Source organism: Streptomyces sp. NRRL S-455 (assembly GCF_000717875.1).
Taxonomy (GTDB): Bacteria; Actinomycetota; Actinomycetes; order Streptomycetales; family Streptomycetaceae; genus Streptomyces.
This window is the reverse complement of record NZ_JOCT01000004.1, coordinates 188496-215272: the sequence shown is the minus strand read 5'-3', so window position 1 is coordinate 215272 and position 26777 is coordinate 188496. Positions and strand designations below refer to the sequence as shown.

General features: G+C 72.6%; 23 protein-coding genes and 2 pseudogenes. 14 read left to right on the top strand and 11 right to left on the bottom strand.

Translation table 11 applies throughout. The features are described 5' to 3' along the window. Window positions 1-28: 28 nt before the first annotated feature. Window positions 29-1060 carry a 4-hydroxy-3-methylbut-2-enyl diphosphate reductase gene (locus IE97_RS0106580; RefSeq protein WP_106975306.1) on the top strand — a complete coding sequence of 344 codons (1032 nt, stop codon included), beginning with the start codon at window positions 29-31 and terminating at the stop codon, window positions 1058-1060. Window positions 1061-1129: 69 nt separating this feature from the next. Then, a complete protein-coding gene (gene ppgK / locus IE97_RS0106575; protein WP_030232737.1) occupies window positions 1130-1876 on the top strand; it encodes a polyphosphate--glucose phosphotransferase in 747 nt (248 codons plus the stop codon). A 16-nt stretch (window positions 1877-1892) separates the two neighbouring features. Here the strand turns inward: ppgK and IE97_RS39925 are convergent, their stop codons facing one another. Beyond that, the gene (locus IE97_RS39925; RefSeq protein ID WP_030232733.1) at window positions 1893-2513 is read right to left on the bottom strand and encodes a DUF6542 domain-containing protein; all 621 of its coding nucleotides are present in this window, start codon (window positions 2511-2513) and stop codon (window positions 1893-1895) included. Window positions 2514-2683: 170 nt separating this feature from the next. Between IE97_RS39925 and ychF the strand changes: the two genes are divergently transcribed. From ychF to IE97_RS0106530, 8 genes and pseudogenes are all read left to right on the top strand, one after another. Continuing rightward, window positions 2684-3772, top strand: a complete 1089-nt coding sequence (ychF, locus tag IE97_RS0106565) for a redox-regulated ATPase YchF (RefSeq protein ID WP_030232730.1) — start codon at window positions 2684-2686, stop codon at window positions 3770-3772. 403 nt (window positions 3773-4175) lie between these two features. Then, window positions 4176-5063, top strand: coding sequence for a helix-turn-helix transcriptional regulator (locus IE97_RS0106560; protein ID WP_030232728.1), 888 nt, complete (start codon window positions 4176-4178; stop codon window positions 5061-5063). A gap of 214 nt (window positions 5064-5277) precedes the next feature. Beyond that, window positions 5278-6159, top strand: a complete 882-nt coding sequence (locus IE97_RS0106555; protein ID WP_030232726.1) for an aldo/keto reductase — start codon at window positions 5278-5280, stop codon at window positions 6157-6159. A gap of 72 nt (window positions 6160-6231) precedes the next feature. Then, a complete protein-coding gene (locus IE97_RS0106550; RefSeq protein WP_030232723.1) occupies window positions 6232-7488 on the top strand; it encodes an MFS transporter in 1257 nt (418 codons plus the stop codon). Window positions 7489-7619: 131 nt separating this feature from the next. Then, on the top strand, window positions 7620-8600 hold the full coding sequence (locus tag IE97_RS0106545) for an aldo/keto reductase (RefSeq protein ID WP_030232721.1): 981 nt from the start codon (window positions 7620-7622) through the stop codon (window positions 8598-8600). Between the two features lie 68 nt (window positions 8601-8668). Then, on the top strand, window positions 8669-8938 hold the full coding sequence (locus IE97_RS0106540) for a hypothetical protein (RefSeq protein ID WP_199807064.1): 270 nt from the start codon (window positions 8669-8671) through the stop codon (window positions 8936-8938). 66 nt (window positions 8939-9004) lie between these two features. Beyond that, window positions 9005-9888: pseudogene (locus IE97_RS38245) on the top strand (aldo/keto reductase). 141 nt (window positions 9889-10029) lie between these two features. After that, complete coding sequence (locus IE97_RS0106530) at window positions 10030-11010, top strand: hypothetical protein (protein ID WP_030232714.1); 981 nt, start codon at window positions 10030-10032, stop codon at window positions 11008-11010. 131 nt (window positions 11011-11141) lie between these two features. On the opposite strand, the pseudogene IE97_RS0106525 reads toward IE97_RS0106530, so the two are convergent. From IE97_RS0106525 to IE97_RS0106505, 4 genes and pseudogenes are all read right to left on the bottom strand, one after another. Continuing rightward, window positions 11142-11285: pseudogene (locus IE97_RS0106525) on the bottom strand (DNA-binding protein); the annotation flags it as partial. 164 nt (window positions 11286-11449) lie between these two features. Beyond that, window positions 11450-11839: a hypothetical protein gene (locus IE97_RS39205; protein WP_051704865.1), complete on the bottom strand. Its 390-nt coding sequence runs from the start codon at window positions 11837-11839 to the stop codon at window positions 11450-11452. A gap of 456 nt (window positions 11840-12295) precedes the next feature. Then, complete coding sequence (locus tag IE97_RS0106510) at window positions 12296-12985, bottom strand: DUF4397 domain-containing protein (protein ID WP_030898350.1); 690 nt, start codon at window positions 12983-12985, stop codon at window positions 12296-12298. 105 nt (window positions 12986-13090) lie between these two features. Next, window positions 13091-13705, bottom strand: a complete 615-nt coding sequence (locus IE97_RS0106505; protein ID WP_030232696.1) for an RNA polymerase sigma factor — start codon at window positions 13703-13705, stop codon at window positions 13091-13093. A 158-nt stretch (window positions 13706-13863) separates the two neighbouring features. Here IE97_RS0106505 and IE97_RS0106500 point away from each other — a divergent pair, with 158 nt between their 5' ends. The 4 genes from IE97_RS0106500 (at window position 13864) to IE97_RS0106485 (ending at window position 18699) form a co-directional block, all read left to right on the top strand. Then, window positions 13864-15027: a MerR family transcriptional regulator gene (locus IE97_RS0106500; RefSeq protein WP_037844037.1), complete on the top strand. Its 1164-nt coding sequence runs from the start codon at window positions 13864-13866 to the stop codon at window positions 15025-15027. Between the two features lie 173 nt (window positions 15028-15200). After that, entirely contained in the window at window positions 15201-16415 is a 1215-nt protein-coding gene (locus IE97_RS0106495; protein ID WP_030232691.1) for a lycopene cyclase family protein, read from the top strand. Further along, a complete protein-coding gene (locus tag IE97_RS0106490; RefSeq protein ID WP_030232689.1) occupies window positions 16412-17143 on the top strand; it encodes a class I SAM-dependent methyltransferase in 732 nt (243 codons plus the stop codon). The genes IE97_RS0106495 and IE97_RS0106490 overlap by 4 nt, the downstream gene beginning before the upstream one ends. After that, window positions 17140-18699 carry an FAD-dependent oxidoreductase gene (locus IE97_RS0106485; RefSeq protein ID WP_030232685.1) on the top strand — a complete coding sequence of 520 codons (1560 nt, stop codon included), beginning with the start codon at window positions 17140-17142 and terminating at the stop codon, window positions 18697-18699. Before IE97_RS0106490 ends, IE97_RS0106485 begins: the two co-directional genes overlap by 4 nt. Before the next feature lie 305 nt (window positions 18700-19004). Here the strand turns inward: IE97_RS0106485 and IE97_RS0106480 are convergent, their stop codons facing one another. The 6 genes from IE97_RS0106480 to IE97_RS0106455 all read right to left on the bottom strand — a co-directional run bounded on the left by IE97_RS0106480 (window position 19005) and on the right by IE97_RS0106455 (window position 26743). Continuing rightward, on the bottom strand, window positions 19005-20009 hold the full coding sequence (locus IE97_RS0106480; protein WP_030232682.1) for a DUF5914 domain-containing protein: 1005 nt from the start codon (window positions 20007-20009) through the stop codon (window positions 19005-19007). After that, entirely contained in the window at window positions 20002-20994 is a 993-nt protein-coding gene (locus tag IE97_RS0106475) for a phytoene/squalene synthase family protein (RefSeq protein ID WP_030232678.1), read from the bottom strand. Before IE97_RS0106475 ends, IE97_RS0106480 begins: the two co-directional genes overlap by 8 nt. Continuing rightward, the gene (gene crtI, locus IE97_RS0106470; protein ID WP_030232675.1) at window positions 20991-22553 is read right to left on the bottom strand and encodes a phytoene desaturase family protein; all 1563 of its coding nucleotides are present in this window, start codon (window positions 22551-22553) and stop codon (window positions 20991-20993) included. The genes IE97_RS0106475 and crtI overlap by 4 nt, the downstream gene beginning before the upstream one ends. Next, window positions 22550-23692, bottom strand: a complete 1143-nt coding sequence (locus IE97_RS0106465; RefSeq protein ID WP_030232671.1) for a polyprenyl synthetase family protein — start codon at window positions 23690-23692, stop codon at window positions 22550-22552. Before IE97_RS0106465 ends, crtI begins: the two co-directional genes overlap by 4 nt. A gap of 104 nt (window positions 23693-23796) precedes the next feature. Continuing rightward, window positions 23797-25170, bottom strand: a complete 1374-nt coding sequence (locus tag IE97_RS0106460; protein ID WP_030232668.1) for a cryptochrome/photolyase family protein — start codon at window positions 25168-25170, stop codon at window positions 23797-23799. A gap of 4 nt (window positions 25171-25174) precedes the next feature. Further along, complete coding sequence (locus IE97_RS0106455; RefSeq protein WP_030232666.1) at window positions 25175-26743, bottom strand: SDR family oxidoreductase; 1569 nt, start codon at window positions 26741-26743, stop codon at window positions 25175-25177. Window positions 26744-26777: the final 34 nt, after the last annotated feature.

The following is a 26777-nucleotide window of genomic DNA, read 5'->3' as shown; positions in this document are numbered from 1 at the left end:
TCTTCGCCCCGTGGAACACGGCCTTACGATGGGACGCATGTCTGCTTCGCCTGGCCGCCGTGTCCTGCTCGCCGCCCCCCGGGGCTACTGCGCGGGTGTGGACCGCGCCGTGATCGCCGTCGAGAAAGCGCTGGAGCAGTACGGCGCTCCGGTCTACGTCCGGCACGAGATCGTCCACAACAAGTACGTCGTGCAGACCCTGGAGAAGAAGGGCGCGATCTTCGTCGAGCAGACGGAGGAGGTCCCTCCGGGCAACATCGTCATGTTCTCGGCGCACGGCGTCGCCCCTGTCGTCCACGAGGAGGCCGAGCGCGGCAAGCTCGCCACCATCGACGCCACCTGCCCCCTGGTCACCAAGGTCCACAAGGAAGCCGTCCGCTTCGCGAACGAGGACTACGACATCCTCCTGATCGGCCACGAGGGGCACGAGGAGGTCATCGGCACCTCCGGCGAGGCCCCCGACCACATCCAGCTCGTCGACGGGCCGGGCGATGTGGCGAAGGTCGAGGTCCGTGACCCCTCCAAGGTCGTCTGGCTCTCCCAGACCACGCTGTCCGTCGACGAGACCATGGAGACCGTCGACGCCCTGAAGGACAAGTTCCCGCAGCTCATCTCCCCGCCCAGCGACGACATCTGCTACGCCACGCAGAACCGCCAGCTCGCCGTGAAGCAGATGGGCGCCGAGTCGGACCTGGTCATCGTGGTCGGCTCCCGCAACTCCTCCAACTCCAAGCGGCTCGTCGAGGTCGCCAAGATCGCGGGCGCCCGCGCGGCGTACCTCGTGGACTTCGCGGACGAGATCGACGAGGCCTGGCTGGAGGGCGTCTCCACGGTCGGCGTCACCTCGGGCGCCTCCGTGCCGGAGGTCCTGGTGGAGCAGGTCCTCGAGTGGCTCTCGCAGCGCGGCTTCGAGGACGTCGAGATCGTCAAGGCGGCCGAGGAGTCCATCACCTTCTCGCTGCCCAAGGAACTGCGCCGCGACCTGCGCGAGGAGGCGGCGGCGCTGGTCGCCGAGCGCGGCGGTGCCGGCGCCGGGACCGGTGAAAATTCCGGGGAGTGATCGGGAACGGGCCGGGCGGTGACCGCTGTCCGGCCCGTGACGGTCAGTCGTTCGTCGTAGCGTAGGGCCATGCAGATCTTCGGTGTGGACATCGGCGGTTCCGGGATCAAGGGTGCCCCGGTGGACCTGGACAAGGGCGACCTGGCGCAGGAGCGCCACAAGGTCCTCACCCCGCAGCCGGCCACGCCCGACGGGGTGGCCGACGGCGTCAAGCAGGTCGTCGACCACTTCGGCTGGACGGGGCCGGTCGGAGTCACGTTCCCGGGCGTCGTCACCGACGGGGCCACCATCCGCACGGCGGCGAACGTCGACGACAGCTGGATCGACACCGACGCGCGCGCACTGCTCGGCGAGCGGCTGGGCGGACTGCCGGTGACGGTGGTGAACGACGCGGACGCGGCGGGCGTCGCCGAGATGCACTTCGGCGCCGGCCGCGGACGCAGGGGCACGGTGATCCTGCTGACCTTCGGCACCGGCATCGGCAGCGCGGTCTTCGCCGACGGCGTCCTGCTCCCCAACACCGAGCTGGGTCACCTGGAGCTCGACGGGCACGACGCCGAGAAGCGGGCCTCGAGCAAGGCCCGCGAGGACCACGACATGTCGTGGGAGCACTGGGCGTCGCACCGGGTGCGCAAGTACCTCGCGCACGTCGAGATGCTGTTCTCGCCCGACCTGTTCATCATCGGCGGCGGCGTCAGCCGCAAGTCCCACAAGTTCCTGCCGCACATCGAGGGCATCAAGGCGGAGATCGTCCCGGCGCAGCTGCAGAACAACGCGGGGATCGTGGGGGCGGCGATGCGGGCGGCGGGCCGCTAGCCGGCCTGGGGGCACCTCATCGGGCTCTGGCCCTGGCCGCCCTCCGCTGCCGCACCATCCGGATCCGCCGGACGATCACGATCAGCCCGGCGATCAGGGTGCCTCCGTACAACCACCCGGCCTGCGTGGCGAGCGTCGTCACCAGCCCCATCAGCCGGCCCGCGAGGCCGTCGTCGCCGTCCGCCACCGGCAGCAGCCCCACCGCGAACGCGATCGGCACCACGACAGGCGCGGTCATCAGGTCCACCCGGCGCACCCAGACGGCGGTCAGCACGCACACCGGCAGGAACAGCACGCCGTACGCCGTGGGTGACGCCCCGAACAGCACGGCCGAGAGCCAGCCGAGCAGGAACATCACCACCGCGCAGAACAACCCGCTGCCCAGCCCGGTCAGCCGGGGGTTCGGCATCCTCCCCGAAGCGGGTGCCTGCGCGGGTGCCTGCGCGGGGGCGGGCCGCCGCACAGCCGCCGGACGGCGCTGCGGCCCCGGTCGCCGCACTGCCGCCGGACCGCGCTGCGGCCCCGGTTGCCGGACCGCTCCACCGCCGGCCCCCCGTCCCGCCTGGGGCGGCAGGGGCGATCCGGGCCGGTCACGTCGCGGTCCGTACTGGGCAGGTCGCGTCCTGTATCGCTCCACCGCACCAACTTAGGTCGTTCAATATGCCGAATGTCCCCTCAGACACGCCGTGCGCCGACGCTTGGCCATGCGTTCGATACGCCGCCCGGACGGTTCCGGACACGCCGTAGACTGGTGGATCGGCCGGTCCCCTGGCCCCCTGGCCCTCTCCACTCACGGGAAGTCGCAACGTGTCGCTCACGATCGGAATCGTCGGTCTGCCGAATGTCGGCAAGTCGACCCTGTTCAACGCCCTGACCAAGAACGACGTGCTGGCGGCCAACTACCCGTTCGCCACCATCGAGCCGAACGTGGGTGTGGTCGGCGTCCCCGACCCTCGCCTCACCAAGCTGGCCGAGATCTTCTCCTCCCAGCGCGTCCTCCCCGCGACCGTCGACTTCGTCGACATCGCGGGCATCGTGCGCGGTGCGTCCGAGGGTGAGGGCCTGGGCAACAAGTTCCTCGCGAACATCCGCGAGTCCGACGCGATCTGCCAGGTCATCCGTGCCTTCAAGGACGAGAACGTCGTGCACGTCGACGGCAAGGTCTCGCCCAAGGACGACATCGAGACGATCAACACGGAGCTGATCCTCGCGGACCTCCAGACGATCGAGAAGGTCCTGCCCCGGCTCCAGAAGGAGTCGCGGATCAAGAAGGACCTCGCGGCGAAGGTCAAGGCGGTCGAGGAGGCCAAGGAGATCCTGGAGAAGGGCGACACCCTCTTCGCGCACGGGATCGTCCAGGGCACCGAGCGCAACGAGCTCCTGCACGACCTGCACCTGCTGACCACGAAGCCCTTCCTCTACGTCTTCAACGTCGACGAGGACGAGCTGATCGACGAGGACTTCAAGAACGAGCAGCGTGCCCTGGTCGCCCCGGCCGAGGCGATCTTCCTCAACGCCAAGCTGGAGGCGGACCTCGCCGAGCTCGACGAGGACGAGGCCCTCGAACTCCTCCAGTCCGTCGGCCAGGAGGAGCCCGGCCTCGCCACCCTCGCCCACGTCGGCTTCCGCACCCTCGGCCTGCAGACCTACCTCACGGCCGGCCCCAAGGAATCCCGCGCCTGGACCATCAAGAAGGGCGCCACGGCCCCCGAGGCCGCCGGCGTCATCCACACCGACTTCCAGAAGGGCTTCATCAAGGCGGAGGTCATCTCCTTCGACGACCTGGTGGAGACGGGGTCGGTGGCGGAGGCCCGCGCGAAGGGCAAGGCCCGTATGGAGGGCAAGGACTATGTGATGCAGGACGGGGACGTGGTGGAGTTCCGGTTCAACGTGTAGCGGCTGACGCAACACCACTTCGCTGATCTTGCAAACATGCAGTTCAGGAGGGGTCCGACTCTTCGGGTTGGGCCCCTTGTTCTTTCCCATGCTGGGATGGGATGAGAATGCTCGTGCTGGGTTTCGGACCGTGTGTTTGGTCGGCTGCCTCAGGCGCCGCTGTTGCGTCGGCTTCCAGGGGGTTTCGATGCCGGAGCCGGGCGGATGGTGTTCCTCTGCACTGTGGTGGCGACTCGTCCGGAAGGTCCGTCCGCATCCCGCCTGGGGGCGGGGAGGTAACCAGCGGCGAACCCATGTGACCTGCGACTCCGCCCAACCGGAAGGGGCTGGCGCTGAGGGTTAATGCTGTGAGGGGTAATGACAGGGTCTCTCAGCCCGCGTGCGGCGAACCTAGCCTGGTCTCATGGACAACCGCGCCGAAACCAGTGCGTTTCTGAAGTCTCGCCGTGACAAGATCACGCCCGAGCAGGCCGGTCTGCCCGTGTACGGCCAACGCCGGGTGGCCGGGCTCCGCAGGAACGAGGTCGCGACGCTCGCGGGCGTCAGCGTCGAGTACTACACGCGTCTGGAGCGCGGCAATCTCAGCGGTGTCTCCGACAGCGTCCTGGAGGCGCTGGCCCAGGCTCTGCGGCTTGACGACACGGAGCGCACGCACTTGTACGACCTGGCCCGAGCGGCGAACAAGACGCCCGCCCGTGTGAGCCGCCGCACTGCCCGGCCGGCTGTGCGGCCCAGCGTGCAGCGCATCGTTGACGGGATGCCGGGCATGCCGGCGTTCGTGAAGAACCACCGATTCGACATTCTGGTCGCCAACCCGCTCGGTCGCGCACTGTTCTCGGAGATGTACGCCGATCCGGTCTGCGGGGCGAACACCGTGCGGTTCGTGTTCCTCAGCCCCGCGGCCAGGCGGTTCTACGTCGACTGGGAACGCATCGCCAGGGGCGCTGTGGGTGCGCTGCGGATCGAGGCGGGCAAGAACCCGTACGACCGCGAGTTGTCGAACCTGATCGGTGAGCTGTCGACCCGCAGCGACGCCTTCCGCGTGATGTGGGGCGCCCACGACGTACACGTCTTCCATGACGGGACGAAACGCCTCCGGCATCCGGTCGTCGGCGAGCTGGAGGTCAACTTCGAATCGATGAACCTGCCGGACGGCTCGGGGCTGGTCGTGGCGTTGTACAACGCGGCCCCCGGCTCCGCCGCCGCGGACGCGCTGAACCTGTTGGCGAGCTGGTCCGCCACGGCCGAGGCCGCGGATGAGCAGGCCGCCGAGGCGGACTCCGAGAACTGAACCGACGTCCACAGCCCCGCCTTCTCCGGCTGCCGTCGGCAGCAAGGGCGGGGCTTTGGCCTGCGCATATGCCGCTGGGGGTCCCTGCTGTTACCCCTCACAGCGGAGACTCCCTCATCGTGTCCGTTCCCGGTTGCATGGTCAGTGCCCCGCTTTGGGGCCGACCGGTATCGAACCTCGTATCGGTCCGTCCCCGCTCATGCAAGGAACCACCATGACTGGCAAGAGCACGATGATCACGCTGAACAACGGCGTGCAGATGCCCGCGCTCGGCCTCGGCGTCTTCCAGAGCCCACCGGAGGAGACCGCCACCGCGGTCACGACCGCGCTCCAGCACGGCTACCGCCTGATCGACACCGCCGCCGTCTACGGCAACGAGAAGGAGGTCGGCGAGGGCGTCGTCGCCTCCGGCGTCGACCGCGGCGAGGTCTTCGTGACCACCAAGCTGTGGCTCTCGGACTTCGGCCACGACGCGACCCTGCGTGCCTTCGACGCCAGCCTGGGCAGGCTGGGCCTGGAGTACCTGGACCTGTACCTGCTGCACTTCCCGTACACGTCCGCGTTCGACTCCACGGTCGCCGCGTACAAGGCAGCACAGAAGCTGCTGGCCGACGGGCGGGTGCGGGCGATCGGCGTCTCCAACTTCAGCCCCGAGCGTCTGAACGACCTGATCGTGCGCACCGACGTCGTACCGGCGGTCAACCAGGTCGAGCTGCACCCGTACTTCATCCAGGGCGAGCTGCGCGAAGCGCATGCCGGCCTCGGCATCGTCACCCAGGCGTGGTCGCCCCTCGGCGCGGTGAACCTGTACTGGCCCGACGCCCCGCACGCGGGCAAGAGCCCGCTGCAGGACCCGGTCATCACTCAGATCGCCGCCAGGTACGGCAAGACCCCCGCGCAGATCGTGCTGCGCTGGCACATCGAGCACGGCCTGTCCGCGATCCCGAAGTCCGTCACGCCGCACCGCATCGCGGAGAACATCGGCATCTTCGACTTCGCGCTCACCGCCGACGAGACGGCCGCCGTCGACGCCCTCGACACCGGCCTGCGCGGCGGTCCCGACCCGGACAGCATCACGGCTGACTCCTTCGGCTGAACCGGCGCCCGGCCGCTCCCGCGACGCGGCCCCCTGTTTCACCCCCACATCCAGCAAAGGCTCTACCTCCGCATGTCTTCTCACCGAGAAAAGCCCGCCAGGCTGCCGTTCGTCGTCCCGCTGCTGGCCCTCGGCACCTTCGTGATGGTCACCAGTGAGTTCATCATCGCGGCCCTCCTGCCCGAGGTGTCCGCCGACCTCGGCGTCAGCGTCTCCACGGCCGGCCTGCTGATCACGGCGTTCGCGGTCGGCATGATCGTGGGCGCGCCCACGATCTCGATCGCCACGCTGCGCCTGCCCAGGCGTTTCACCCTGGTCCTGGCGCTTGCCGTGTTCGCCGTCGGCCACGTGATCGCCGCACTCAGCTCCTCCTTCCCCATCGTGCTCGCGGCCCGTGTGATCATCGCGCTGGCCACCGGTACCTTCATCTCCGTCGGCTCGGTCGTGGCCACCTCCGCCGTGGGACCGGCCGCCGCCTCCCGCGCCATGGGCGTGATGATGAGCGGCATGAGCCTGGCCATCGTGGCCGGTGTGCCGCTGGGCTCCTGGGTCGGTCAGGCGATCGGCTGGCGCGGCACGTTCTGGGCGCTGGCCGCCCTCGCGGGCGTGGCTGCCCTGGTCATCGGCCGGTTCATCCCCGCCGCGGAACGCGCCGAGGTGACCCCCTCCGTCCGCTCCCAGCTCGCCGTACTGCGCCATGGCCGTATGTGGCTGGTCCTTGCCGCCACCGCGCTCGTCACGGGTGGCTTCATGGCCGCGTACAGCTACATCTCTCCGCTGCTCACCGAGCGGACCGGGATCTCCGAAGGAGCCGTACCGCTCGTCCTGGTCGGCTTCGGCGTCGGTGCTCTGCTGGGCACGAACATCACCGGGCGCCTCGGCGACCGCAAGCCGCTGGCCACGTTCATCACCACCTCCGTCGCCTCGGTGCTGGTGCTGCTCCTGCTGATCCCGCTGTCCACCAGTCCCGTGGCGACCGTCGTCCTGGTGGTGCTCCTGGGTGTGACGGGCCTGGGCATCACATCGATCGCCACCCCGCTGGCCGTGCGCTTCGGACACTCCTCGCCCGCCCTCGCCGCTGCCTTGACGGTGTCGGCCTTCAACATGGGGATCGCCCTCGTCTCCTGGCTGGCGGGCACGACCTTGGACACCTCCCTGGGCGTGACCGGACCGGAGGTGGTGGGTGCGGTCATGGCCGGCCTGGGCCTGATTCCCCTGCTCGTCCTCGCCGCGATGCGCGCCACCCGGACCGCCGTGCCTCAGGTGTCCCTGCCTGCGGCGGACGAGGAGACCTCGCACAAGGCTCAGGCCCACCGCGTGGCGGCCTGACTACGGGACACCACAGGGTGTTCCCATCGCAAACCCTTCAAATCGGCTGATTTCTGTAACAGGTCAAACACACAGGACCCACACCGGTCCGGGCGTTGTCGTCGCTCGTGGCCACTCGAAAGGAGAACGAAATGAAGAAGCGTGAACTGGGAAACAGCGGGCTCGAAGTGTCGTCGATCGGGCTCGGCTGCATGGGAATGACCTTCGGCTACGGCCAGGCCGCGGACACGGGTGAGGCCATCGAGCTGATCCGGGCGGCCGCCGAGCGCGGTGTGACGCTCTTCGACACCGCGGAGGCGTACGGGGAAGCGAACGAAAGGCTGGTGGGCGAGGCACTGGCGCCGGTGCGCGACCAGGTCTCCATCGCCACGAAGTTCGGGTTCAAGGACGGCAACTCCACAGCGGGGCTGGACAGTCGGCCGGAGCGGATCCGGCTGGTCGCCGAGCAGTCCCTGCAGCGTCTGCAGACCGACCGCATCGATCTGTTCTACCAGCACCGGGTGGACCCCGACGTGCCGATCGAAGAGGTCGCGGGGACGGTCCGGGAGCTCATCCAGGAAGGCAAGGTCAAGCACTTTGGCCTGTCCGAAGCGGGTCCGGACGTCATCCGCAGGGCCCACGCGGTCCAGCCGGTCACGGCCCTGCAGAGCGAGTACTCGCTGTGGTGGCGCGAGCCCGAGGAGATCATCCTGCCGACCCTGGAAGAGCTGGGCATCGGTTTCGTGCCGTTCAGCCCGCTCGGCAAGGGCTTCCTGACCGGCGCGATCAGTCAGGACACGAAGTTCGAGGCCAACGACATCCGTAACGTGCTGCCGCGCTTCGAGGAAGAGGCGCGTGAGGCCAACCTCGCACTGATCGCGCTGCTGGGTGAGATCGCGGACGCCAAGCAGGCGACCCGGGCACAGACCGCCATCGCGTGGCTGCTGGCGCAGAAGCCGTGGATCGCACCGATCCCGGGCACGACGAAGCTGCACCGCCTCGAAGAGAACATCGGCGCCGACAACGTGGAACTGACCTCCGAGGACCTCAAGCGCATCGAAGAGGCCGTTGCCCAGGTGCAGATCAAGGGCGAGCGGTACACCGCAGCGCAGCAGAAGACCATCAACCGGTAAGTCACCAGCCTCCGTCGGCCCGTTCCGTCACCGCTCTCATACTCGCCGTCGCGAGGAAATGGCCCGAGGTGCTCTCCGATGCCGTCGACCCGGGCTGGGTCGCCACGAAGATGGGCGGGAGCGGCGCCACCGACGACCTGCGGCCGGCTCCGGTGACCCAGGCCTGGCCGGCGGCCGACGACGACGCGGCGGCGTTGGTCATCGGCCGCTACTTCCACCACCAGCAGCCCCGCCCTCCGCACCCGGCGACGCGGTCGCCCGAAGTGCAGGACCGGCTGCTGAAGTACTGCGCCGATCTCACAGGCGTCGAACTGCCCACAGCGGTCTCTGACGACTGAGCCCGCGTCCCTCCTCCCGTCCGTCCGCACGCGGGCCGCGTGCGCCCACCACGATTGGAGCGAACCATGACCGCAACGAACCCACTCATCACCCTGAACAACGGCGTACGGATCCCCGCCCTGGGACTCGGCGTCTACCAGAGCGCCCCGAGGAGACCACCGACGCGGTCCTGACCGCGCTGCATGACGGCTACCGGCTGATCGATACCGCAGCCGCCTACTTCAACGAGCGGGAGGTCGGCGAGGCGATCGCCCGCTCCGACGTGGACCGCTCCGAGATCTTCGTGACGACCAAGGTGTGGATCAGCGACTACGGCTACGACTCCGCGCTGCGGGCCTTCGACGTGAGTCTGCGCAAGCTGGGCATCGAGCAGCTCGACCTGTGGCTGCTGCACCAGCCGCTGCCGTCCGACTTCGAGCGGACGATCGCGGCGTACAAGGCGGCGGAGAAGCTCCTCGCCGAGGGGCGCGTCCGTGCGATCGGTGTGTCGAACCAGACGCCCAAGCAGCTCGACGAGCTCCTCTCCCGCACCGACATCGTTCCGGCGGTGAACCAGATCCAGGTGCACCCCTACTACACGCAAGGCGAGTGGCGCGCAGCGAACGAGAGCCACGGCATCCTGACCCAGTCGTGGTCGCCCATCGGCGGCTCCTACGTCTACCGGGGCGCCGACACCAACCCACTCGAAGACCCCGTCATCACCGCCCTGGCCGACAAGTACGCGAAGACACCCGCGCAGGTCGTGCTGCGCTGGCACCTCGACCACGGCTTCTGCGCGATCCCCAAGTCCGTGAAGGCCCATCGCATCGCCGAGAACTTCGACGTCTTCGACTTCGCCCTGACCCCCGACGAGGTGGCCGCGATCGACGCCCTCGACACCGGCGTACGCGGCGGACCCGACCCGGACTCGCTCAACCTGGAGAACGCCGGCTTCCCGATCCCCGACTAGGGGCTACCCGAAGTCTCACGGTCCTGGGCCCGGTTGTGCGTGGCTCTCCCCACTTCTGACACCAGGCCCCTGAACACCTCGATACCCGTGCGGCGCCGACGCAAAGAACGAAAGAGCGCAACGATCAGGAAAGAAATACCCATGAAGAAGCCATTCAAGCTCGCGGCGATCTCCGCGACCGCAGCCGTCATCGTCTCGGCACCGTACGCGTCCGCCGCGACCGGACACGCGGACGCGCAGCCCGCCGTCACCCACGTGAAGACCGTGGCTGCCTTCGACTTCGCCACCGGCGACGTGCCCGAGAACGTCACCGTCGCCCGGGACAATTCGCTGACCGTCTCGATGGTGGGCACACCCGCGGGCGAACGGCCGGCACTGGTGCGGATCGCACCGTCCGGGCAGCGCACGGTGCTGGTCACCGGGCGGAAGGGCGACGGAATCACCGGCAACACTCGCGGCCACGACGGCACCGTCTACTACAACGTGTGGTCCTCCGACGCCTCCCGGAACGGGGTGTGGAAGCTGCCGCTCGGCGGCACTCCTCACCGCATCGCGGCATTGCCCGCGGGCGGAGTCCCCAACGGTCTGGCCATCGATCCGGCCGGGCGCACCTTGTACGTCGCCGACAGCCAGATGGGCACCGTCTGGGCCGTCCCGGTCTCCGGCGGTCCCGCGACCGCGTGGCTGGCCGACCCCGCCCTCGCGATCAAGGCGTCCGCACCCGTGCCGTACGGTGCGAACGGACTCCGTTTCCACAACGGCGCCGTATGGGTCTCCAACCTCAGCAAGGGCACCCTGCTGCGGATCCCCGTCACCGCTACCGGAGCTCCGGGCCGGGTCCACACCGTCACCAGCGGCCTCACTGGCATCGATGACTTCAACTTCCTCAGCGACCACTCCAACGTCGTGTTCGCCGCGCTGAACACGCAGAACCAGATCGCGGTCGTCTACCCGAACGGCACCACCAGGACCGTGCTGACCGCCTCGGACGGCGTCGCCTCGCCCACCGCCACCGCGGTGCGCGGGAAGCGGCTGTACATCACCGACGGCGGACTCAACGAGCCCCGCGACGCGCAAGTGCAGAGCGGGAAGATCGACTTCGGCGCGCTGCTCTCACACTGAGCGCCCGGCAGCTCCCGGGGCCTCAGCCTCACCATCCACACGGCTGAACCAGGATCGCCCTCCGAGCAGGGGCCTGCGCCTGCTCGCCCACTGGGCCGCCACCCAGGGGGCCACCACCCTCGCGCGCTCGGTCAAACGTCCTTGAGCTGTACGCGGTCGCCGCACAGTTTCGACCAGTCGTCGCGGTCCGAGGTCAGTACGAGGACGGGTGCCGGGGAGCGGAGTGCCATCGCGGCGACGAGGGCGTCGATGGCGTACTTGTGGCCGTGCAGACCCGGGATGCCGGGGCGCTCCAGCAGGTTGGCCGGTGCCTCAGCGGGAGTGGGCGGTGTGGGCGGCTCCGGCGCGAGGGGCGCGGGGCTCCTTGCCATGGGCCGGTCCGGCAACCCGTCAACCATCTCGCGGTACGGCCTGGGTTGGGAGGAGACCGCGGCTGACGCTACGGGTCCGGCGTTCGGGTGGTCGGGTGGTCGTGTCGGGACCAGTGGGCGGCCGCAGCGGCGGCGATCGCGGTGAGTGCGACTCCTGCGGCGAGGAGTTTTCGCTTCCCGGGGCCGAGGAGACTGAGGGGGCCGCCGGGCGGCCCGGGGGCGGTGGTCTCGCGGGACAGGTCCCGTGTGATTCGCTGCCAGACCCGCTCCGGAGGGGCGGTCGGCAGGTCCACCAGATTCGCGGAGCGGGCGGCGATCACCACGCGGGTCATCATCCGCAGCTCGGCGCGGCAGTGGTCGCACTGCTCGATGTGGAGCAGGGCGTCGGCGAGTTGCCCGCCCGGCGCGGCGTTTCCCAGCGCCAGTTCCACCAGGTGCGCGGGCTCTACGTGGGCCACTGCGCCCTCCTGTTCCCCGGAGTGCGGGACTCGACGGGCTCCGCCGTGACCACGAGGCCGGACAGGTGGCCTCCGGGCTCGGGGACGAACGGCGGCGCACAGGTGTTGAGGGGGAGGGCGGGGGCGCCCGACCGGCGGAAAACCGAGGGCGGCGGTTCCTCCTCCGGCATGGTGTCCCGCGAGACGACGCGGTGAGGCACCGGCTTCGTCCCGGCGTGCCGCACCCTGCCGGGCGCCGACCTCGGGGGCCACCCCCTCCTTCCGCTGACCTGCCTTCCAGGCCGCGCCCTCCTGCCGGTCCGCGGGCGCCGCCACGAGGTCGCGCGGAGGTGCGGCGCGGTCCGACGGCGTGTCCGGGAAGCCGAGGGCGGCTGCCAGGGCGGCAGCCGCCTCGGTCGGTCCGGTCCGCCGTCGGGTGTCGTCAGCCACGCCGGGCGGTGCCGCTGCCGCCCGGGATCACGGCTTCGACCCCGTGTCGCTGAACGTCTGGGTCGCCAGGGCGAGGTTCTTGTCCTCGGCGCTGCCCCAGGCGTAGACGACGTTGCCGGTGCCCTCCTTCAGGTTCAGGTCGGCCGGGCCGATGGCCACGGTGTCCGTACCGGCGAGGACCACGTCGGCGTTGACGGTGCCCGCGTCGACCTCGGCGGTGGCCTCCTTCGGGTTGGTCAGGTCGTTGAAGACCGGCTGTCCGCCGGCCCGGACGTCGACGGCCGGCGCGGCCGCGACATGGCGCACCGTCAGGCGCGACTTGTCGGCGCCCACTTGCGAGACGTCGTTGGTGAAGGCCGTCAGTCGCGGATCACCCCCGGCGGAGAGATGGGCGGCGACCGTGGCGTTCCCGCCTTCGGGCACCTCCACCTTCTTCTCCAGGGCCGGCGTGCCGTCAGGACTCTGGCCCGCCTCGAAGATCTGTATGTCATAGGTGCCGGCGGTGAGGGACTGAGGGTCCGTCACCGTGCCGGGCTTGAAGTCGCTGAGCAGTTCGTCGCCGTTGGCGTACACGTCCACCGTCATCCCGGGGATGCCGTGGAAGACGGACACCATGGCCTTGTCGGAATCGCCGGCCAGGGCGGGTGCGGTCGTGCCGAGGGCCAGGGCGCAGGCACCGGCAGAGGCGGCGACGGCGAGGCGGATACGAGAGGTCATCAAAATCAATCCTTCGAACGGAGACTCCGCACGGTGCGGAGTCTCGGTCCTGTTTCAGGTGTGGGGGCCGCCTCGGATGCGCGAACGTGGCCGTTTTGTCGTGTTTTATCGCGACTGTTGGTCCGTGCCGCGGGCCGGGGTCTGTTCGATCGCCTGGCGCAGCCGGTGCAGGCCGCGGCGGGCGTGACTCTTGACCGTCCCCAGGGGCATGCCGGTCCGCTCCGAGATCTGCGCTTGTGTCAGGTCCTCGTAGAAGGCCATGCAGAGCACCTCCCGCTGGTGGCGCGGCAGTCCTGCCAGGGCGTCGACGAGCAGCACCCGGTCCAGGACCCGGTCCGGTGCCGCGTCGCCGTCCGGCGCGGGGCTCGCGTCGTGGGCGGCCGAGTCGGCCAGCGTCAGGCGCCGCGTCCTGGCCGCCAGCGCGTCGACGATCTTCCGGCGTGTGATGCCGACCAGCCAGGCGCCGAGCGGTCCCCGCTCCGGGCGGAAGCCGGCCCTCCCGTGCCAGGCGCCGAGGAAGACCTGCTGGGTCACGTCCTCGGCCTCGTGGGTGTCGCCGAGCAGCCGGGTGGCCATGGTGTGGACGAGCGAGCCCCAGCGCCGGTAGATCGCGGCGAACGCCTGCTCGTCCGCGGCGACCAGTCCACGGGCCAGCTCCTCCTCGTACCGCGTCTCCTCCACGGGCGGGGCGGAGGCGGTGCGTCGTGTGTCGGTGATCATGGCCTGGTTCCTCCTGCCGGGCGCGCGGGGGCGGAAGGCCGTGTGCTCAGCCGCACCTGTCGCTCCGGGGAGCGGCGACCGTGCGCTCGAGTTCCAGTGTTCGGTGCATAAACGACGCAGCTCAACATGCGTCGTTTGTGCGTCGTACAGTCGGAGGTATGGATGCACACGAACGGCAGGACGACGACCGGGGTGGCGGGCAGGCGCCGCGGGGCGGCGGGCTGACCACCGGCGAGGTGGCCCGGCGGCTGGGCGTGGCGCCCACCACGGTCCGCACCTGGGACCGCCGCTACGGCCTCGGGCCCGACGCGCACACCGGCGGACGGCACCGGCGGTGGACCGCCGCGGACGTGGCACGGCTGGAGCGGATGTGCGCCCTGACGGCGACCGGGATACCTCCCGCCGAGGCGGCGCGCGCGGTGCTCGGTGAAGCGGTGCCCCCGGAAGCGGTGCCCACGATCGGCGGCGAGGTGTCGTCGGAGGGGGTCGCGGGGCGACGGGCCACCGGTTCGTCCCCGGACACGGCCTCGGAGCGGGGGGCAGTCGGGGCGTCCACGGCGGGGGCCTCCGGGCGGGGGGCCGTCGGGGCGTCCACGGAGGCAGCCTCGGGCCCGCGGGCCTCCGGGGTGGCGGCGCGACCCTCCGCCCGTGCCCGCAGCCGGGCGGGCAGCGGACTGCGCCTGGGCGACGTGCGCCAGGAGTGCAAGGGCATCGCCCGGGCCGCCCTGCGCCTCGACGCCGCCGCACTGGACGAACTGCTCAGGGACGCGATCGAGGAGCACGGGCTGGTCGCCGCCTGGACCGAGGTGATCATGCCGACGCTCCAGGCGGTCGGCCGCAAGTGGGAGAGCTCGGGAGAGAAGTACGTCGAGGTCGAGCACTTCCTGTCCTGGCACGTGTCCGGCGCGTTGCGGCGCGGTGCTCCCGCCGCGGTCGCCGACCGCCCGGGCGCCGTGACGGTGCTCGCCTGCGTGCCGGGGGAGAACCACACGCTGCCGTTGGAAGTACTGGCCGCCGCGCTGGCCGAACGCGGTCTGCCGGTGCGCATGTTCGGTGGTGCGCTGCCCGTGGAGTCGCTCGTGACGGCCGTCCGCAGAACCGGGCCGGCCGCGGTGGCGCTGTGGGCGCAGTCCCGTACCACCGCCAGCCGGCCGCTGGCCCAGCACGTGGCCGCGATGGAGTGGGGCGTGCGCGGTGCTCGCCGCGGACCGGTCGTCCTGACGATCGGGCCCGGCTGGGCCGGCCGGACCCTGCCCGGACTGCCGCGCCCGGCGGGGCTGGCGGAGGCCGTGGCCCTCCTGGAGTCGGTCGTCTCGCGGTAGCCGCGATCGCGGAGGTTCCGGACTGCTGCATCCGAACACGGCCGACGGCCGGAAGGGGCAATGAACGGATTCGAAGCAGTCGGAGTGGTCGGCCCGTGGCGGGAGCGGGGTGTGAAGGTGATCGGCGCGCACGCCCGGATGTCCGGTGGTCGGCCCGGCGGGAGCGGTGCCCGGTGAGTCCGGCGCCCGGCGGAGCGTCCGACGTGGTGGTCGTCGGGGGCGGTGCCGCCGGACTGAGTCTCGCGTACCGGCTGGTCGAGACCGGCGCCGCGACCGTGACCGTCGTCGAGCAGCCGGACGGGCCCGGGCGCCCGGCGGAGCGGACCTGGTGCTACTGGGACGAGGACGTCGGAGACCTCGCGGAAGCCGTGGAAGCCTCCTGGCCGCTGCTGCGGGTGCACGGCCCGCACGGCGACGCGCTCACCGTCGACCCGGCGCCGTCGCGCTACCGCATGGTGCGCTCCACGGCCTTCGAACGGCTGGTGCACGCGCGGCTCGCTCGCTCGCCCGGAGGCAGCCTGCTGCGCGCGACCGTGGACACCGTGCGCGACGTGCCCGGAGGCGCGGAGGTGCGCTGCACGGCACCCGGCGGCCGGACGCTGACCCTGCGCGCCCGGCGGGTGTTCGACTCGCGGCCCCTGCCCGCCCTGCCGCCGGCCCGGACGCGGCTGCTGCAGCACTTCCGCGGCTGGTTCGTGCGCACGGACACCGGCCGGTTCGACCCGGCGATCGCCGACCTGATGGACTTCCGGGTGCCGCAGCCGCGGCACGGGCTCGCCTTCGGCTACGTCCTTCCGCTGGCCCCCGACCGGGCGCTCGTCGAGTACACCGAGTTCTCCCGGGCCCCGCTGACGACCGCCGCGTACGAGGCGGCACTCGGTCACTACACGCGCGAGGTCCTGGGCCTGGGCGCGTTCCGCGTGGAGTCGGCGGAGCAGGGTGTCATCCCGATGACCGACGCCCGCTTCCCCCGGCGCACCGGAAACGCCGTGTTCCGGATCGGGACGGCGGGCGGTGCCACCCGCCCCGCCACCGGCTACACCTTCGCCGCGGTGCAGCGGCACAGCCGGGCCGTCGCCGCCGCCCTGCGGGACGGCCACGGCACCGTACGCCCACCGCACGGGCGGCGGGCGCTCTTCATGGACGCGGTGCTGCTGCGGGCCCTGGACACCGGACGGATCGACGGCCCCGCGTTCTTCACCGGCCTGTTCCGCCGGACGCCGCCCCACCGCCTGCTGCGTTTCCTGGACGGCGCCACCTCGCTCCGGGAGGAGTGGGGCATCGGACTGCGCACCCCGGTGATCCCGATGCTCCGCACCGCGGTCGAAGTGCCCTTCCTGCCCCGCCGCACCCACCCCGCCCCACGCACCGGAGAGAGCCCCCGATGACCCTGCTGCGCGACCACGACCTGGCACACGCCTTCGACCACGCGTCCCGCACCTACGACCGGCTCACCGCCCTCAACCCCGGTTACCGCACCGACCTGCTCCGCTCCGCCCGCCGGCTGCGGCTGCCCCGGGACGGAGCCGGACTGCACCTGCTCGACCTCGGCTGCGGCACCGGCGCCTCCACCCGGGCCCTGCTGCGCGCCGCGCCCCGGGCCCGGATCACCGCCGTGGACGCCTCCTCGGGCATGCTGCACAGGGCGGTGGCCAAGCCGTGGCCCGACAGCGTGCGGTTCCTGCACCTGAGTGCCGAGGAACTCACGACGGCCGGCGAAGGCCCCTTCGACGCGGTCTTCGCCGCCTACCTGTTCCGCAACGTCTCCGACCCGGACGGCGTGCTGCGCACGGTGCGGACACTGCTGCGGCCGGGCGGGCGGCTCGCCGTCCACGAGTACAGCCTCGGCGGCTCACCGGCGCACCGTGCGCTGTGGACCGCCGTCTGCCAGGGCGTGATCATCCCGGTGGGCACCCTCACCGGTGACCGGGCCCTGTACCACCACCTGTGGCACAGCGTCCTCGCCTTCGACACCGCCTCCGCCTTCACCGGCCGGCTGACCCGGGCCGGGTTCACGGACGCGCGGGCCCTGCCCCTCGCCGGGTGGCAGACCGGCATCACCCACACCTTCGTCGCCCGTAACGGCTCCACGACGGCGGCGGAGGGCACCCGATGAGCGCCCGCACCGTCCGCCGCGGCCGGGACCGCAAGGCCGAGGTCCTGATGCCCGCCCCCGGCCGGGACCGGTTCGAACGGGGGGCCGCGCCGTCCGTCGCCGTGGTGGGCGGCGGGATCGCCGGCCTCGCCGCGGCCACCGGACTGGCCGAACGCGGCGCCCGGGTGACCCTGTACGAACGGGAGGAGTCCCTGGGCGGGCGCCTCGCCGGATACCGCACCCGGCTCGCGGACGGCTCCGAGGTGACCATGAGCCGCGGCTTCCACGCCTTCTTCCGCCAGTACTACAACCTGCGCGGCCTGCTGCGGCGGACCGACCCCGCTCTCGCGCGCCTCACCCCGCTGCCCGACTACCCCCTGCGGCACAGCGGCGGCCTCACCGACAGCTTCGCCCGCGTCCCGCGCACCCCGCCGTTCAGCGCCCTCGGCTTCGCCGCGCTCAGCCCCACCTTCGGCTGGCGCGACCTCACCGCCCTCGACGCCCGGGCGGCGCTGCCGCTGCTGGATGTGCGCGTGCCCGACGTGTACGCACGCTTCGACCACACCAGCGCCGCCGCATTCCTGGACGGCGTGCGCTTCCCCGAGGCCGCGCACCACCTGGCCTTCGAGGTGTTCACCCGCAGCTTCTTCGCCGACCCCCGCGAACTGTCCGCCGCCGAACTGATGCTGATGTTCCACATCTACTTCCTCGGCTCCTCGGAAGGGCTGCTGTTCGATGTGCCCGACGAGCCCTTCCCGCAGGCCCTGTGGGAGCCGCTCGGGGCGTATCTCGGGCGGCTCGGCACGGACGTCCGCACCGGCACGGCCGTGCTCGGCGTGGACCCGGCCGGCACCGGGGGAGCCGAGGTGCGCACCGGCAGCGGCACCGACCGGCACGACGCCGTGGTGCTGGCCCTCGACACCGGGGGACTGCGGCAGGTCGTCGCCGGCTCGCCCGGCCTGGGCACCGGCACCTGGCGCGACGACATCGCCGCCCTGCGCACCGCCCCGCCGTTCCTCGTCTCCCGGCTCTGGCTCGACCGGCCGGTCCGCGCCGACCGCCCCGGCTTCCTCGGCACCAGCGGGTACGGCGGCCTGGACAACATCAGCGTCCTGGAACGCTACGAGGGCGAGGCCGCCGGCTGGGCCGCGAGGAACGCGGGTTCGGTGGTGGAACTGCACGCCTACGCCGTCCCCGACGGCACGGAACCCGGGACCGTGCGGAACGAGTTGCTCGAGCAGCTGCGGCGGGTGTACCCGGAGACCCGTACGGCGCGTGTCGTCGACGCCCGGCACGAGTGGCGCTCGGACTGCCCGCACTTCCTGGCGGGCACGCACCACCGGCGCCCCACCGTGACGACCCCCCACCCCTGGCTGACGCTGGCCGGCGACGGGATCCGCTGCGACCTGCCCGTGGCCCTGATGGAACGGGCCGCCACGACCGGTTTCCTGGCGGCCAACGCCCTGCTCGCCGGGTGGGGCGTCCGCGGCCAGGTGCTGTGGACCGTCCCGCGGGCCGGCCGCTCCCCGGCGCTGCGGGCCCTCGGCGCCCTCGCGGGGCGCCCGGCCCGCCGGTGACCCGGCGTCAGCACAGCGGGGCGTGGCGGGTGTGCCGGTGGTCCCCAGTGTTCTGGGGCCGGGGGCGGGTGTGCGGGTGGTCCCCAGTGTTCTGGGGCCGGGGGCGGGTGTGTGGGTGGCCCTTACCGTTCCGGGGCCGGGGCTGGGGCCGGTGGCGAGTGTGCCAGCGGTCCCCAGCGTTCCGGGGCCGGGGCCGGTGGCGGAAGTGCCGGTGGTCCGCCCCGCCGCGGACCCGTGAGGGGAGCGGTACCCCCGCCCCGCCGCAGGTGTCGTGGCGTGCGGGAAGGAGTCGGGCCAGGGGCGTCTCAGCCGGGGAAGCGTCCGGTGCTGCGGAGCGTCCAGCGCCGCTCGGCATAGGCGAGGTCGTCGCGCCACAGGCGCCCGGCGGTGCGCCGCATCAGGGGGCGCAGCACGGGGGCGGCGGCCCGGGCCAGGGCGAAGCCGCGCCGGTCCGAGGCGGCGACGACCGCCTCGATGACGGCAGTCCGCGGCCGTTCGCAGGCCGCGGACGTCAGCGGCGTGGCATGCGTCTCCACCACGGACGTGGCCCCCTCACCGTCGGTGATGCGCATGACGACGGTGCGCGGCTCCGGCGCGGTGAACTCGGCCCGTACCGGGACCACCAGACGGCCCGTCACCCGGAAGGAGACGTCGACGACGAAGGCGTCGTCCTCGTCACCCTGAGGTTCGCGGGCGACCGTCAGGTCGACGAAGGAGTACGGATGGAACCAGGACCCGTGCCACGGGTCGAGCCGGTTGGCCACCACGTCCTGCGGTTCACACCGCCCGACGGTCGTGAACACGGCGTCCACCCCGGCCCCCGGCGCGGGCCGCTCCGGAACGACCGGGCGCTCCGACGGCTCCTCACCGCCGACCCCGTCCAGCCGCACCCACACCAGCACCCCGTCGTCGTGGACGGGGTACGGCTGCCAGCCGGCGGAGGCGGAACCGTCCAGCGCCAGTCCGTGCCAGTGGCACACCAGCGTGCCGCACAGCACCCGGCCGTCCCGCAGCGGAGCACCGAGGTGCGGGCAGATGCCGGAACCCCCACGCAGATCGCCCGCCCCCGACCGCCACAGCACCACCTCGACACCACCGACAGTCCTGCCGCACGGGCTGCCGGGGCGCACGTCCCGTGAGGCGCCCACCACGTACCAGTTCCCGGAGGGCCGGGCGGACGCCCGTTTCAGCGCGCCGGCGATCAGCGCCGGCCGCGCCGCGCGCCAGGTCGGCGTCTGCTCCGCCCAGTCCACTCCGCGGCGACGCCGCAGCGGCGCCGTCCAGCGTGCCCTGCCCGCTCGCTCACCCACGACCCGGCCTCTCCCGTTCCAGTGCGCCGGGTGCGCCGGGTGCTGCCGCGGGTGCCGCGCGCCATCGCGCGCCGGCCACCTTCAGGATCCCGGCCGCGGCGGTGGCCGCCCGGCGGCGGCGCGGCACCACCGCGCGACGGTGCAGCACGGCGTAGTCGTCACGCGCGATCGCGTCGAGGATGCCGCCGTACAGCGTGAACGCGGCACGGATGCAGGGGCGCACCCGCGGGTCGAGCATCGCGATGCCCGGTTCCGCCGCCCGGTACACGTCCCGGGTCAGGGCCTCGGCCGCGACGAACGCCGCCCGGATGCGCGGGTCGTGGCGCCCGGTGCGCCGGCTCCACTCCAGCAGCGGCCGGTCCACGCCGTGCGCGGCGAGCAGGTCCGCGGGCAGGTAGACACGGCCGCGGTCCAGGTCCTCGCCCACGTCCCGCAGGAAGTTGGTGAGCTGGAACGCCACCCCCAGGTCCGCCGCGTGCGGCTCGGCCTCCTCGCGCGGGACGACCGTGCCGAGCACGGGCAGCATCTGCAGTCCGATCACCGCCGCCGAGCCGTGCATGTAGGCCCGCAGATCGGCGTAGGTCGGATAGTCCGTGACGGTCAGGTCGGCGCGCATCGAGGCGAGGAAGTCGGCGAACAGCGTCACCTCGATGCCGTACCGGTCGGCGGTGTCGGCCACGGCCCGGACCACCGGTTCGCTCCCGCCGCCGGTGCGCAGCGCGTGGGCGAGGTCGCCCTCCAGCCGCGTCAGCAGCAGGTCGGGCTCGTCCGGCGTCCGGCGCCGGTCCAGGTCGTCGACGATGTCGTCGGCCCTGCGGGCGAAGCCGTACAGCGCGTGCACCGCCGAGCGGCGTTCCAGTGGCAGCAGACGGGTGGCCAGGAAGTAGGTCCGGCCGTGGCGGGCGTTGAGCTGCCGGCACCGGGTGTAGGCGGCGCGCAGGCCGGGGTCGGTGATCCCGGCGGCGTCCAGTTCACGACGGGTCATGGGGCACCTGCTCCGGTCGGGGAGGACGGGGCTTTCTTCGAGGCCGGGCGCGGCCGGGACACCGGAGCACGGCGTGCCGGGCCGCCGGTGACCCGGGCGGCGGCGAGCCTGCCGCTGATCAGCACGGGCGGTACGCCGACGCCGGGTGTGGTCCCGCAGCCGGCGAGCACGACGTTGTCCAGCCCGCGCACGAGGTTGCGCGGCCGGAAGGGCCCGGTCTGGGCGAAGGTGTGGGAGACGGAGAAGGGGCTGCCCGCCGCGTGGCCCTGGGCCGTCCAGTCGAGCGGGGTCACCAGGAGTTCCTCCTCGACGCTGTCCGCGAAGCCGTCCAGGCCGCGCCGCTCCAGCTCGGTGACCAGGCTGTCGCGGTAGCGGGGGCCCAGGTCCCGCCAGGCGGCGGCGGAGGGGCCGACGGCGGTGTTGGGGCAGGGCGCGAGGACGTAGTGGAGGTGGCGGCCCGGCGGCGCCAGGGAGGTGTCGTGCGCCGTCGGGCGGGTGATCAGCAGGGACGGGTCGCTCATCAGCGCCCCGGAGCGCGTCAGTTCGTCGAAGGTGCGCTCCCACGCGGTGCCGAAGGACAGCGTGTGGTGGGCGAGGTGCGGCCAGGTGCGGTCGGTGCCCGCGTGCAGCACCACCGCGGACGGCGAGTGCCGCAGCGGTACCGGGCGCCGGGGCGTCCGCCCCAGCAGCCGGTGTGCGGTGGCCAGTTCGCAGGTCAGCACGACCGTGTCGCACGGGATGCGTTCGCCCGAGGCGAGGCGGACGGCCCGCACCCGGCCCGCCGCCCGTTCCAGCGCGTTCACCTCGGCCGACCAGCGCAGCTCGGCGCCGGCACCGGCCGCCGCGTCGGCCATCGCCCGGGGCAGTGCGTGCATGCCGCCCTTGGGGAACCAGACACCGGCCACCGTGTCCATGTAGGCGATCACCGCGTAGGCCGCGAGGGCCCGGGCCGGTGCGACACCGGCGTACAGGGCCTGGAAGGAGAAGACGCGGCGCAGCCGGTCGTCGGAGAGGAAGCGGCCGATCCGGCCGTCCAGCCGCCCGAAGCCGCCGAGCGCCGCCAGCCGGGCCAGGTCGGGGTGGACGAGCTGGAACGGCGAGTCGAAGTTGGTGTCGATGAAGCGGCGCATCTGCGCCCGGTACAGCCGCTCCAGCCACTCCCGCAGCCTGCGGTAGCCCGCCGCCTCGGCGGGTCCGGCGAAGCGCCGCACCTCCGCCTCCATGGCGTCGCCGTCGGTGTGCACGTCGAGCCGGGTGCCGTCCGCGAAGCCGGCCCGGTAGGCGGGGTGCAGGGCCACCAGCTCGACGTGCCGGTCGAGACGGTCGCCGACGGCCGCGAACGCCTCGTCGGCCAGGTGCGGCATCGTCAGCACCGTGGGCCCCGTGTCCACGTGGTAGCCGCCGAGCCGTACGCGCCCGGCCCGGCCGCCCGGCCCGGCGTCCCGTTCGACGAGCGTGACCCGCCGTCCGGCGCCCAGCAGATGGAGGGCGCAGGCCAGGCCGGACAGGCCGGCGCCCACCACGACGACGTGGTCCGTCGGCCCCGTCACCGTCCTCATACGAGCTCCTCCGCGGGGCGCGGGGCGACGCCCGAGGCCCGCTCGACCAGGGCGGCGAACTCCCGCCGCACACCGGGGCCGGCGGCGGTCGCCTCGAAATGGCGCAGGCCGGCCGCCGCCAGTTCCCCGATCCGGGCCTCGACCTCCGCCCGGGCGCCCGTCCGCTCCAGCGCCGCCCGCATCCGCTCGACGGTGTGTCCCGCCCGCACGACCGCGCCCGGGGCGAGCACGGCGGCGGCCTCCTGATCGCCGGTCGCGCCGGCGAGCCGGACGGCGACGGCGAGGAGCGGGGTGAGCTTGCGGGAACGCAGGTCGTCGTCGGCGGGTTTCCCGGTCCGTGCCGGGTCGCCGAAGGCACCGAGCAGATCGTCGCGCAGCTGGAAGGCCAGCCCCGCGCACCGGCCGGCGGCCCGAAGCGCCCCCAGGGTGCGGGCGTCCGCGCCGGCCAGCGACGCACCCAGCGCCAGGGGCCGCTCGACCGTGTACAGGGCGCTCTTGAGCACGGCGATGGTCAGCGCCTCCTCGTCGCAGGACGAGCCGCTCGCCTGCGCGTTCAGGTCGCGGTACTGCCCGGCGACCATCTCGGTGCGCATGGCCCGCCATTCGCCGTACAGCCGTGTGCCCTGCGGCGTGCCGAGCGCCGTCTCGGTCAGCAGATCGTCCGCCCACGCCAGCGCCAGGTCGCCCGCGAGGACGGCGGCCGAGGTCCCGAACGCCCCGGCGGAGCCGTTCGTCCGGCCGGTCCGGTGGACGCGGGCGAAGGCCACGTGCATCGCCGGAGCTCCCCGGCGCAGGGGCGAGCCGTCCATCACGTCGTCGTGTATGAGGGCGCACGCCTGGAGCAGTTCGAGGGCCGCCCCCAGACGCAGGACATCGCCGGCGTCTCCCGAGCCGCCCGCGGCCCGCCAGCCGCACCACACGAACGCCGTGCGCAGCCGCTTGCCGCCGCGCCTGACGAACGCGGCGACGCGTTCCGCCATGTCGTGGGCGAACAGCGAGTCGGTTTCGTGGGCCTGCCGCAGACGCGTGTCGAGCACCCGCTCGAGGACGTGTTCCACGGCTCGCGTGGCCTCGTGAGCGGTGCGCGGGGTGTCGCCCGTTTCCGCCGGTCCGGCCGTCGTCGGCCGTGGTCCAAGCATGCGCTGCCCCTTCTCGCCTCCGGTCGTCCGCACATCAGTGCTTCCACGGGGGGCGGTGTTTTGGATGCGCCGAACGGGCGACGCCGCCATGCCGCGACGGCTGCTCAGTCGCGACCGCGGGCGTTCCTGAAGCGGGCCAGGCCGTCGCCGAGGCCGATGAGTGGCGCGGGGTAGCGCAGAGCGGCGCGCCGGTCCTCGGGGAGCCGCCACGGCTCGTGCACCGCGCCGCCCTCGACGTCCGCCAGTTCCGGCACCCAGCGGCGTACGTAGACGCCGTCCGGGTCGTGGCGCCTGCCCTGGAGCACGGGGTTGAGGACGCGGTGCGGACGGGTGTCGGTGCCGGTGCCGGCGACCCACTGCCAGTTCAGCTGGTTGTTGACGATGTCGCCGTCCACCAGGAGATCCAGGAAGTGCCGGGCACCGATCCGCCAGTCCACGTACAGCGTCTTCGTCAGGAAGCTCGCCACCAGCAGCCGGGCCCGGTTGTGCATCCAGCCCTCGTGGCGCAACTGGCGCATGCCCGCGTCGACCACCGGGTAGCCCGTACGGCCCTCCCGCCACGCGGCGATGTCCTCCGCCGCCTCGTCCTCGCCGCGCCAGCGGTCGTCGCGGGTGCGGTAGTCCCGGACGGACGCGTCCGGCCTGGCCGCCAGGACCTGGTGGTGGAAGTCGCGCCAGCACAACTGGCGTACGAACGCCTCGGCTCCGGGCCCGCCCTGCTCGCGGGCGCGGCACACGAGTTCCACCGGCGAGAGCGCCCCGAAGTGCAGGTACGGCGACAGGCGCGAGGTCGCGTCAGCGGCCAGGTCGTCCTGCCGGTCCTCGTACCGGGGCAGGCCGGTCCTCGCCCACGCCTCGAACCGGTCGCGTCCCGCCGACTCCCCGCCGGGCGGAAGCTCCGGCGACACCCCCGGGACCCCTTCGCGCGACGGCGGCTCCTCGCCGCGCACCGCGCCGGGGACGCGCACGGCACGCGGCGCGGGCAGCGGGTCCCGCAGCGACTGCTGCGACCAGCGGCGGAAGTAGGGGGTGAAGACGGAGAAGTGGTCGGAGCCGGACGGCGTCACGGTCCCCGGGGCGACGGCCGTGATCACGCTGTCGTGCACCCGCAGCGCGACACCGTCGGCGCCCAGGTCCGCGCGCAGCCGCTCCTCACGGAGGTGGGCGAACGCGGTGACGCCGGCCGCCATGTGCACCTCCGTGGCGCCGCACGCGGCGGCGACCGCCCGGACCTCCCGGGCGACCGGCCCCGAGCGCACGACCAGCCGCCCGCCGCGCCGGCGCAGCGAGGCGTCGAGGCCGGCCAGGCAGTCGGCGAGGAAGGCGGCCCGGTTGGGCACGTCGAAGCCGGCCGCGTGGACGGCGGGGTCACGGACGAACAGGGGCACCACCTCGTCCGCCGCTCTCAGCGCGGCCCGCAGGGGCGGATGGTCGTGCAGGCGCAGGTCCGAGGTGAACAGGACGACCGCGACGGTCATGGTGTCACTCCTGGTGCGGTGGTGCGGATGACGTCTGCCGCCGCACGGTCCTCCGACCGGGACGTGAGCCGGACCGGCGTCCGCCCGGCCCGCCGGCCGCGGCCCTGGCGATGTTGCGTGCCATGCCGCCGAACACCACGGAATGGAAGGGGGCGACGCTCCACCAGTAGGCGTGGCCCAGCAGGCCGCGAGGGTGGAACAGGGCCCGTTGCCGGTAGCGGGTGCGGCCCTGGTCGTCGGTCTCGGCGCGCATCTCCAGCCAGGCGAGGCCGGGCAGTCGCATCTCGGCTCGCAGCCGCAGCAGATGACCCGGCTCGATCTCCTCGACCCGCCAGAAGTCCAGCGAGTCGCCGACCCGGAGACGCTCGGTGTCCCGCCGTCCGCGGCGCAGCCCGACCCCGCCGGCGAACCGGTCGAGCCACCCCCGGACCGCCCAGGCCACGGGAGAGGAGTACCAGCCGTTCTCGCCTCCGATGCCCTCGATCACCCGCCACAGGTCCTCCCTGGAAGCGTCGACGGGCCGGTGCCGCTCGTCCTGGTAGAGGCTGCCGCCCGCCCAGTCAGGGTCCGTGGGCAGCGGATCACTGGGCGCCCCGGGCACCGAGGCAGAGGACCAGCGCGTGGCGACCTGCGTCTCCCGCACCCGGCGCAGAGCCAGGGCCAGAGCCTCGTCGAAGGGCAGCGGCCGGCCCGGCGCGTCCGGTACGTACCGGGCGATGTCGTGTTCCCGGCAGACGACCTCGTGCCGCAGCGACTCGGTCAGCGGCCGGGCGATCGAGGCGGGTACCGGGGTGACGAGGCCGATCCAGTGGCTGGACAGCCGCGGGGTGAGGACCGGGACCGGCAGGATGAGCCGCCGCCGCAGCCCGGCGACGGCGGCGTACCGGTGCATCATCTCCCGGTAGGTCAGGACGTCGGGGCCGCCGATGTCGAAGGCCCGGTCGACGTCGTCCGGCATGGTCGCCGACCCGACGAGGTAGCGCAGCACGTCCCGTACGGCGATCGGCTGCGTCCGGGTGCGCACCCAGCTTGGGGTGACCATGACGGGCAGGCGTTCGGTGAGGTAGCGCAGCATCTCGAACGACGCCGACCCCGAGCCGATGACGACGGCCGCCCGCAGCACCGTGGCGGGCACGGGGGAGCGGAGGAAGATCTCTCCCACCTCGGCCCGGGACCGCAGATGCGGGGAGAGAAGCCGCTCCGGGACGTCGCGCGGTGTGAGCCCGCCGAGGTAGACGATCCGCCGCACGCCCGCGAGCCGCGCCTGCTCGGCGAAGATCCGGGCGGCCTGCCGGTCGGTGTCCTCGAACCCGGAGCCGGCCCCGAGGGCGTGCACCAGGTAGTAGGCGACGTCGACGCCGCGCAGGGCGGCGGCGACCGACTCCGGGTCGGTGACGTCCCCTTGGACGGTCTCGGCGTGCTTCGCCCAGGGATGGTCGCGGAGTTTGCCGGGGGAGCGGGCGAGGCACCGGACGTGGTGGCCCGCCCGCAGCAGTTCCGGCACCAGGCGCCCGCCGATGTATCCGGTCGCCCCGGTGACCAGGCAGTGCAGCCGCTGCCCGTCCGTCGCCATGGTCGTGCCTCCCGTGCCTCGACGCCCTGCCGTG

Bases quoted from the DNA above. Each gene is read 5' to 3' on its own strand.
- IE97_RS0106530 (WP_030232714.1), top strand. From the start codon at position 10,030: ATGAAGAAGCCATTCAAGCTCGCGGCGATCTCCGCGACCGCAGCCGTC.
- IE97_RS0106560 (WP_030232728.1), top strand. From the start codon at position 4,176: ATGGACAACCGCGCCGAAACCAGTGCGTTTCTGAAGTCTCGCCGTGAC.
- IE97_RS0106550 (WP_030232723.1), top strand. From the start codon at position 6,232: ATGTCTTCTCACCGAGAAAAGCCCGCCAGGCTGCCGTTCGTCGTCCCG.
- IE97_RS0106485 (WP_030232685.1), top strand. From the start codon at position 17,140: ATGAGCGCCCGCACCGTCCGCCGCGGCCGGGACCGCAAGGCCGAGGTC.
- IE97_RS0106475 (WP_030232678.1), bottom strand. From the start codon at position 20,994: ATGACCCGTCGTGAACTGGACGCCGCCGGGATCACCGACCCCGGCCTG.
- IE97_RS0106545 (WP_030232721.1), top strand. From the start codon at position 7,620: ATGAAGAAGCGTGAACTGGGAAACAGCGGGCTCGAAGTGTCGTCGATC.
- IE97_RS0106555 (WP_030232726.1), top strand. From the start codon at position 5,278: ATGACTGGCAAGAGCACGATGATCACGCTGAACAACGGCGTGCAGATG.
- crtI (WP_030232675.1), bottom strand. From the start codon at position 22,553: ATGAGGACGGTGACGGGGCCGACGGACCACGTCGTCGTGGTGGGCGCC.
- IE97_RS0106460 (WP_030232668.1), bottom strand. From the start codon at position 25,170: ATGACCGTCGCGGTCGTCCTGTTCACCTCGGACCTGCGCCTGCACGAC.
- IE97_RS0106500 (WP_037844037.1), top strand. From the start codon at position 13,864: ATGGATGCACACGAACGGCAGGACGACGACCGGGGTGGCGGGCAGGCG.
- IE97_RS0106505 (WP_030232696.1), bottom strand. From the start codon at position 13,705: ATGATCACCGACACACGACGCACCGCCTCCGCCCCGCCCGTGGAGGAG.
- IE97_RS0106490 (WP_030232689.1), top strand. From the start codon at position 16,412: ATGACCCTGCTGCGCGACCACGACCTGGCACACGCCTTCGACCACGCG.
- IE97_RS0106455 (WP_030232666.1), bottom strand. From the start codon at position 26,743: ATGGCGACGGACGGGCAGCGGCTGCACTGCCTGGTCACCGGGGCGACC.
- IE97_RS0106580 (WP_106975306.1), top strand. From the start codon at position 29: ATGGGACGCATGTCTGCTTCGCCTGGCCGCCGTGTCCTGCTCGCCGCC.
- IE97_RS0106510 (WP_030898350.1), bottom strand. From the start codon at position 12,985: ATGACCTCTCGTATCCGCCTCGCCGTCGCCGCCTCTGCCGGTGCCTGC.
- IE97_RS0106465 (WP_030232671.1), bottom strand. From the start codon at position 23,692: ATGCTTGGACCACGGCCGACGACGGCCGGACCGGCGGAAACGGGCGAC.
- ppgK (WP_030232737.1), top strand. From the start codon at position 1,130: ATGCAGATCTTCGGTGTGGACATCGGCGGTTCCGGGATCAAGGGTGCC.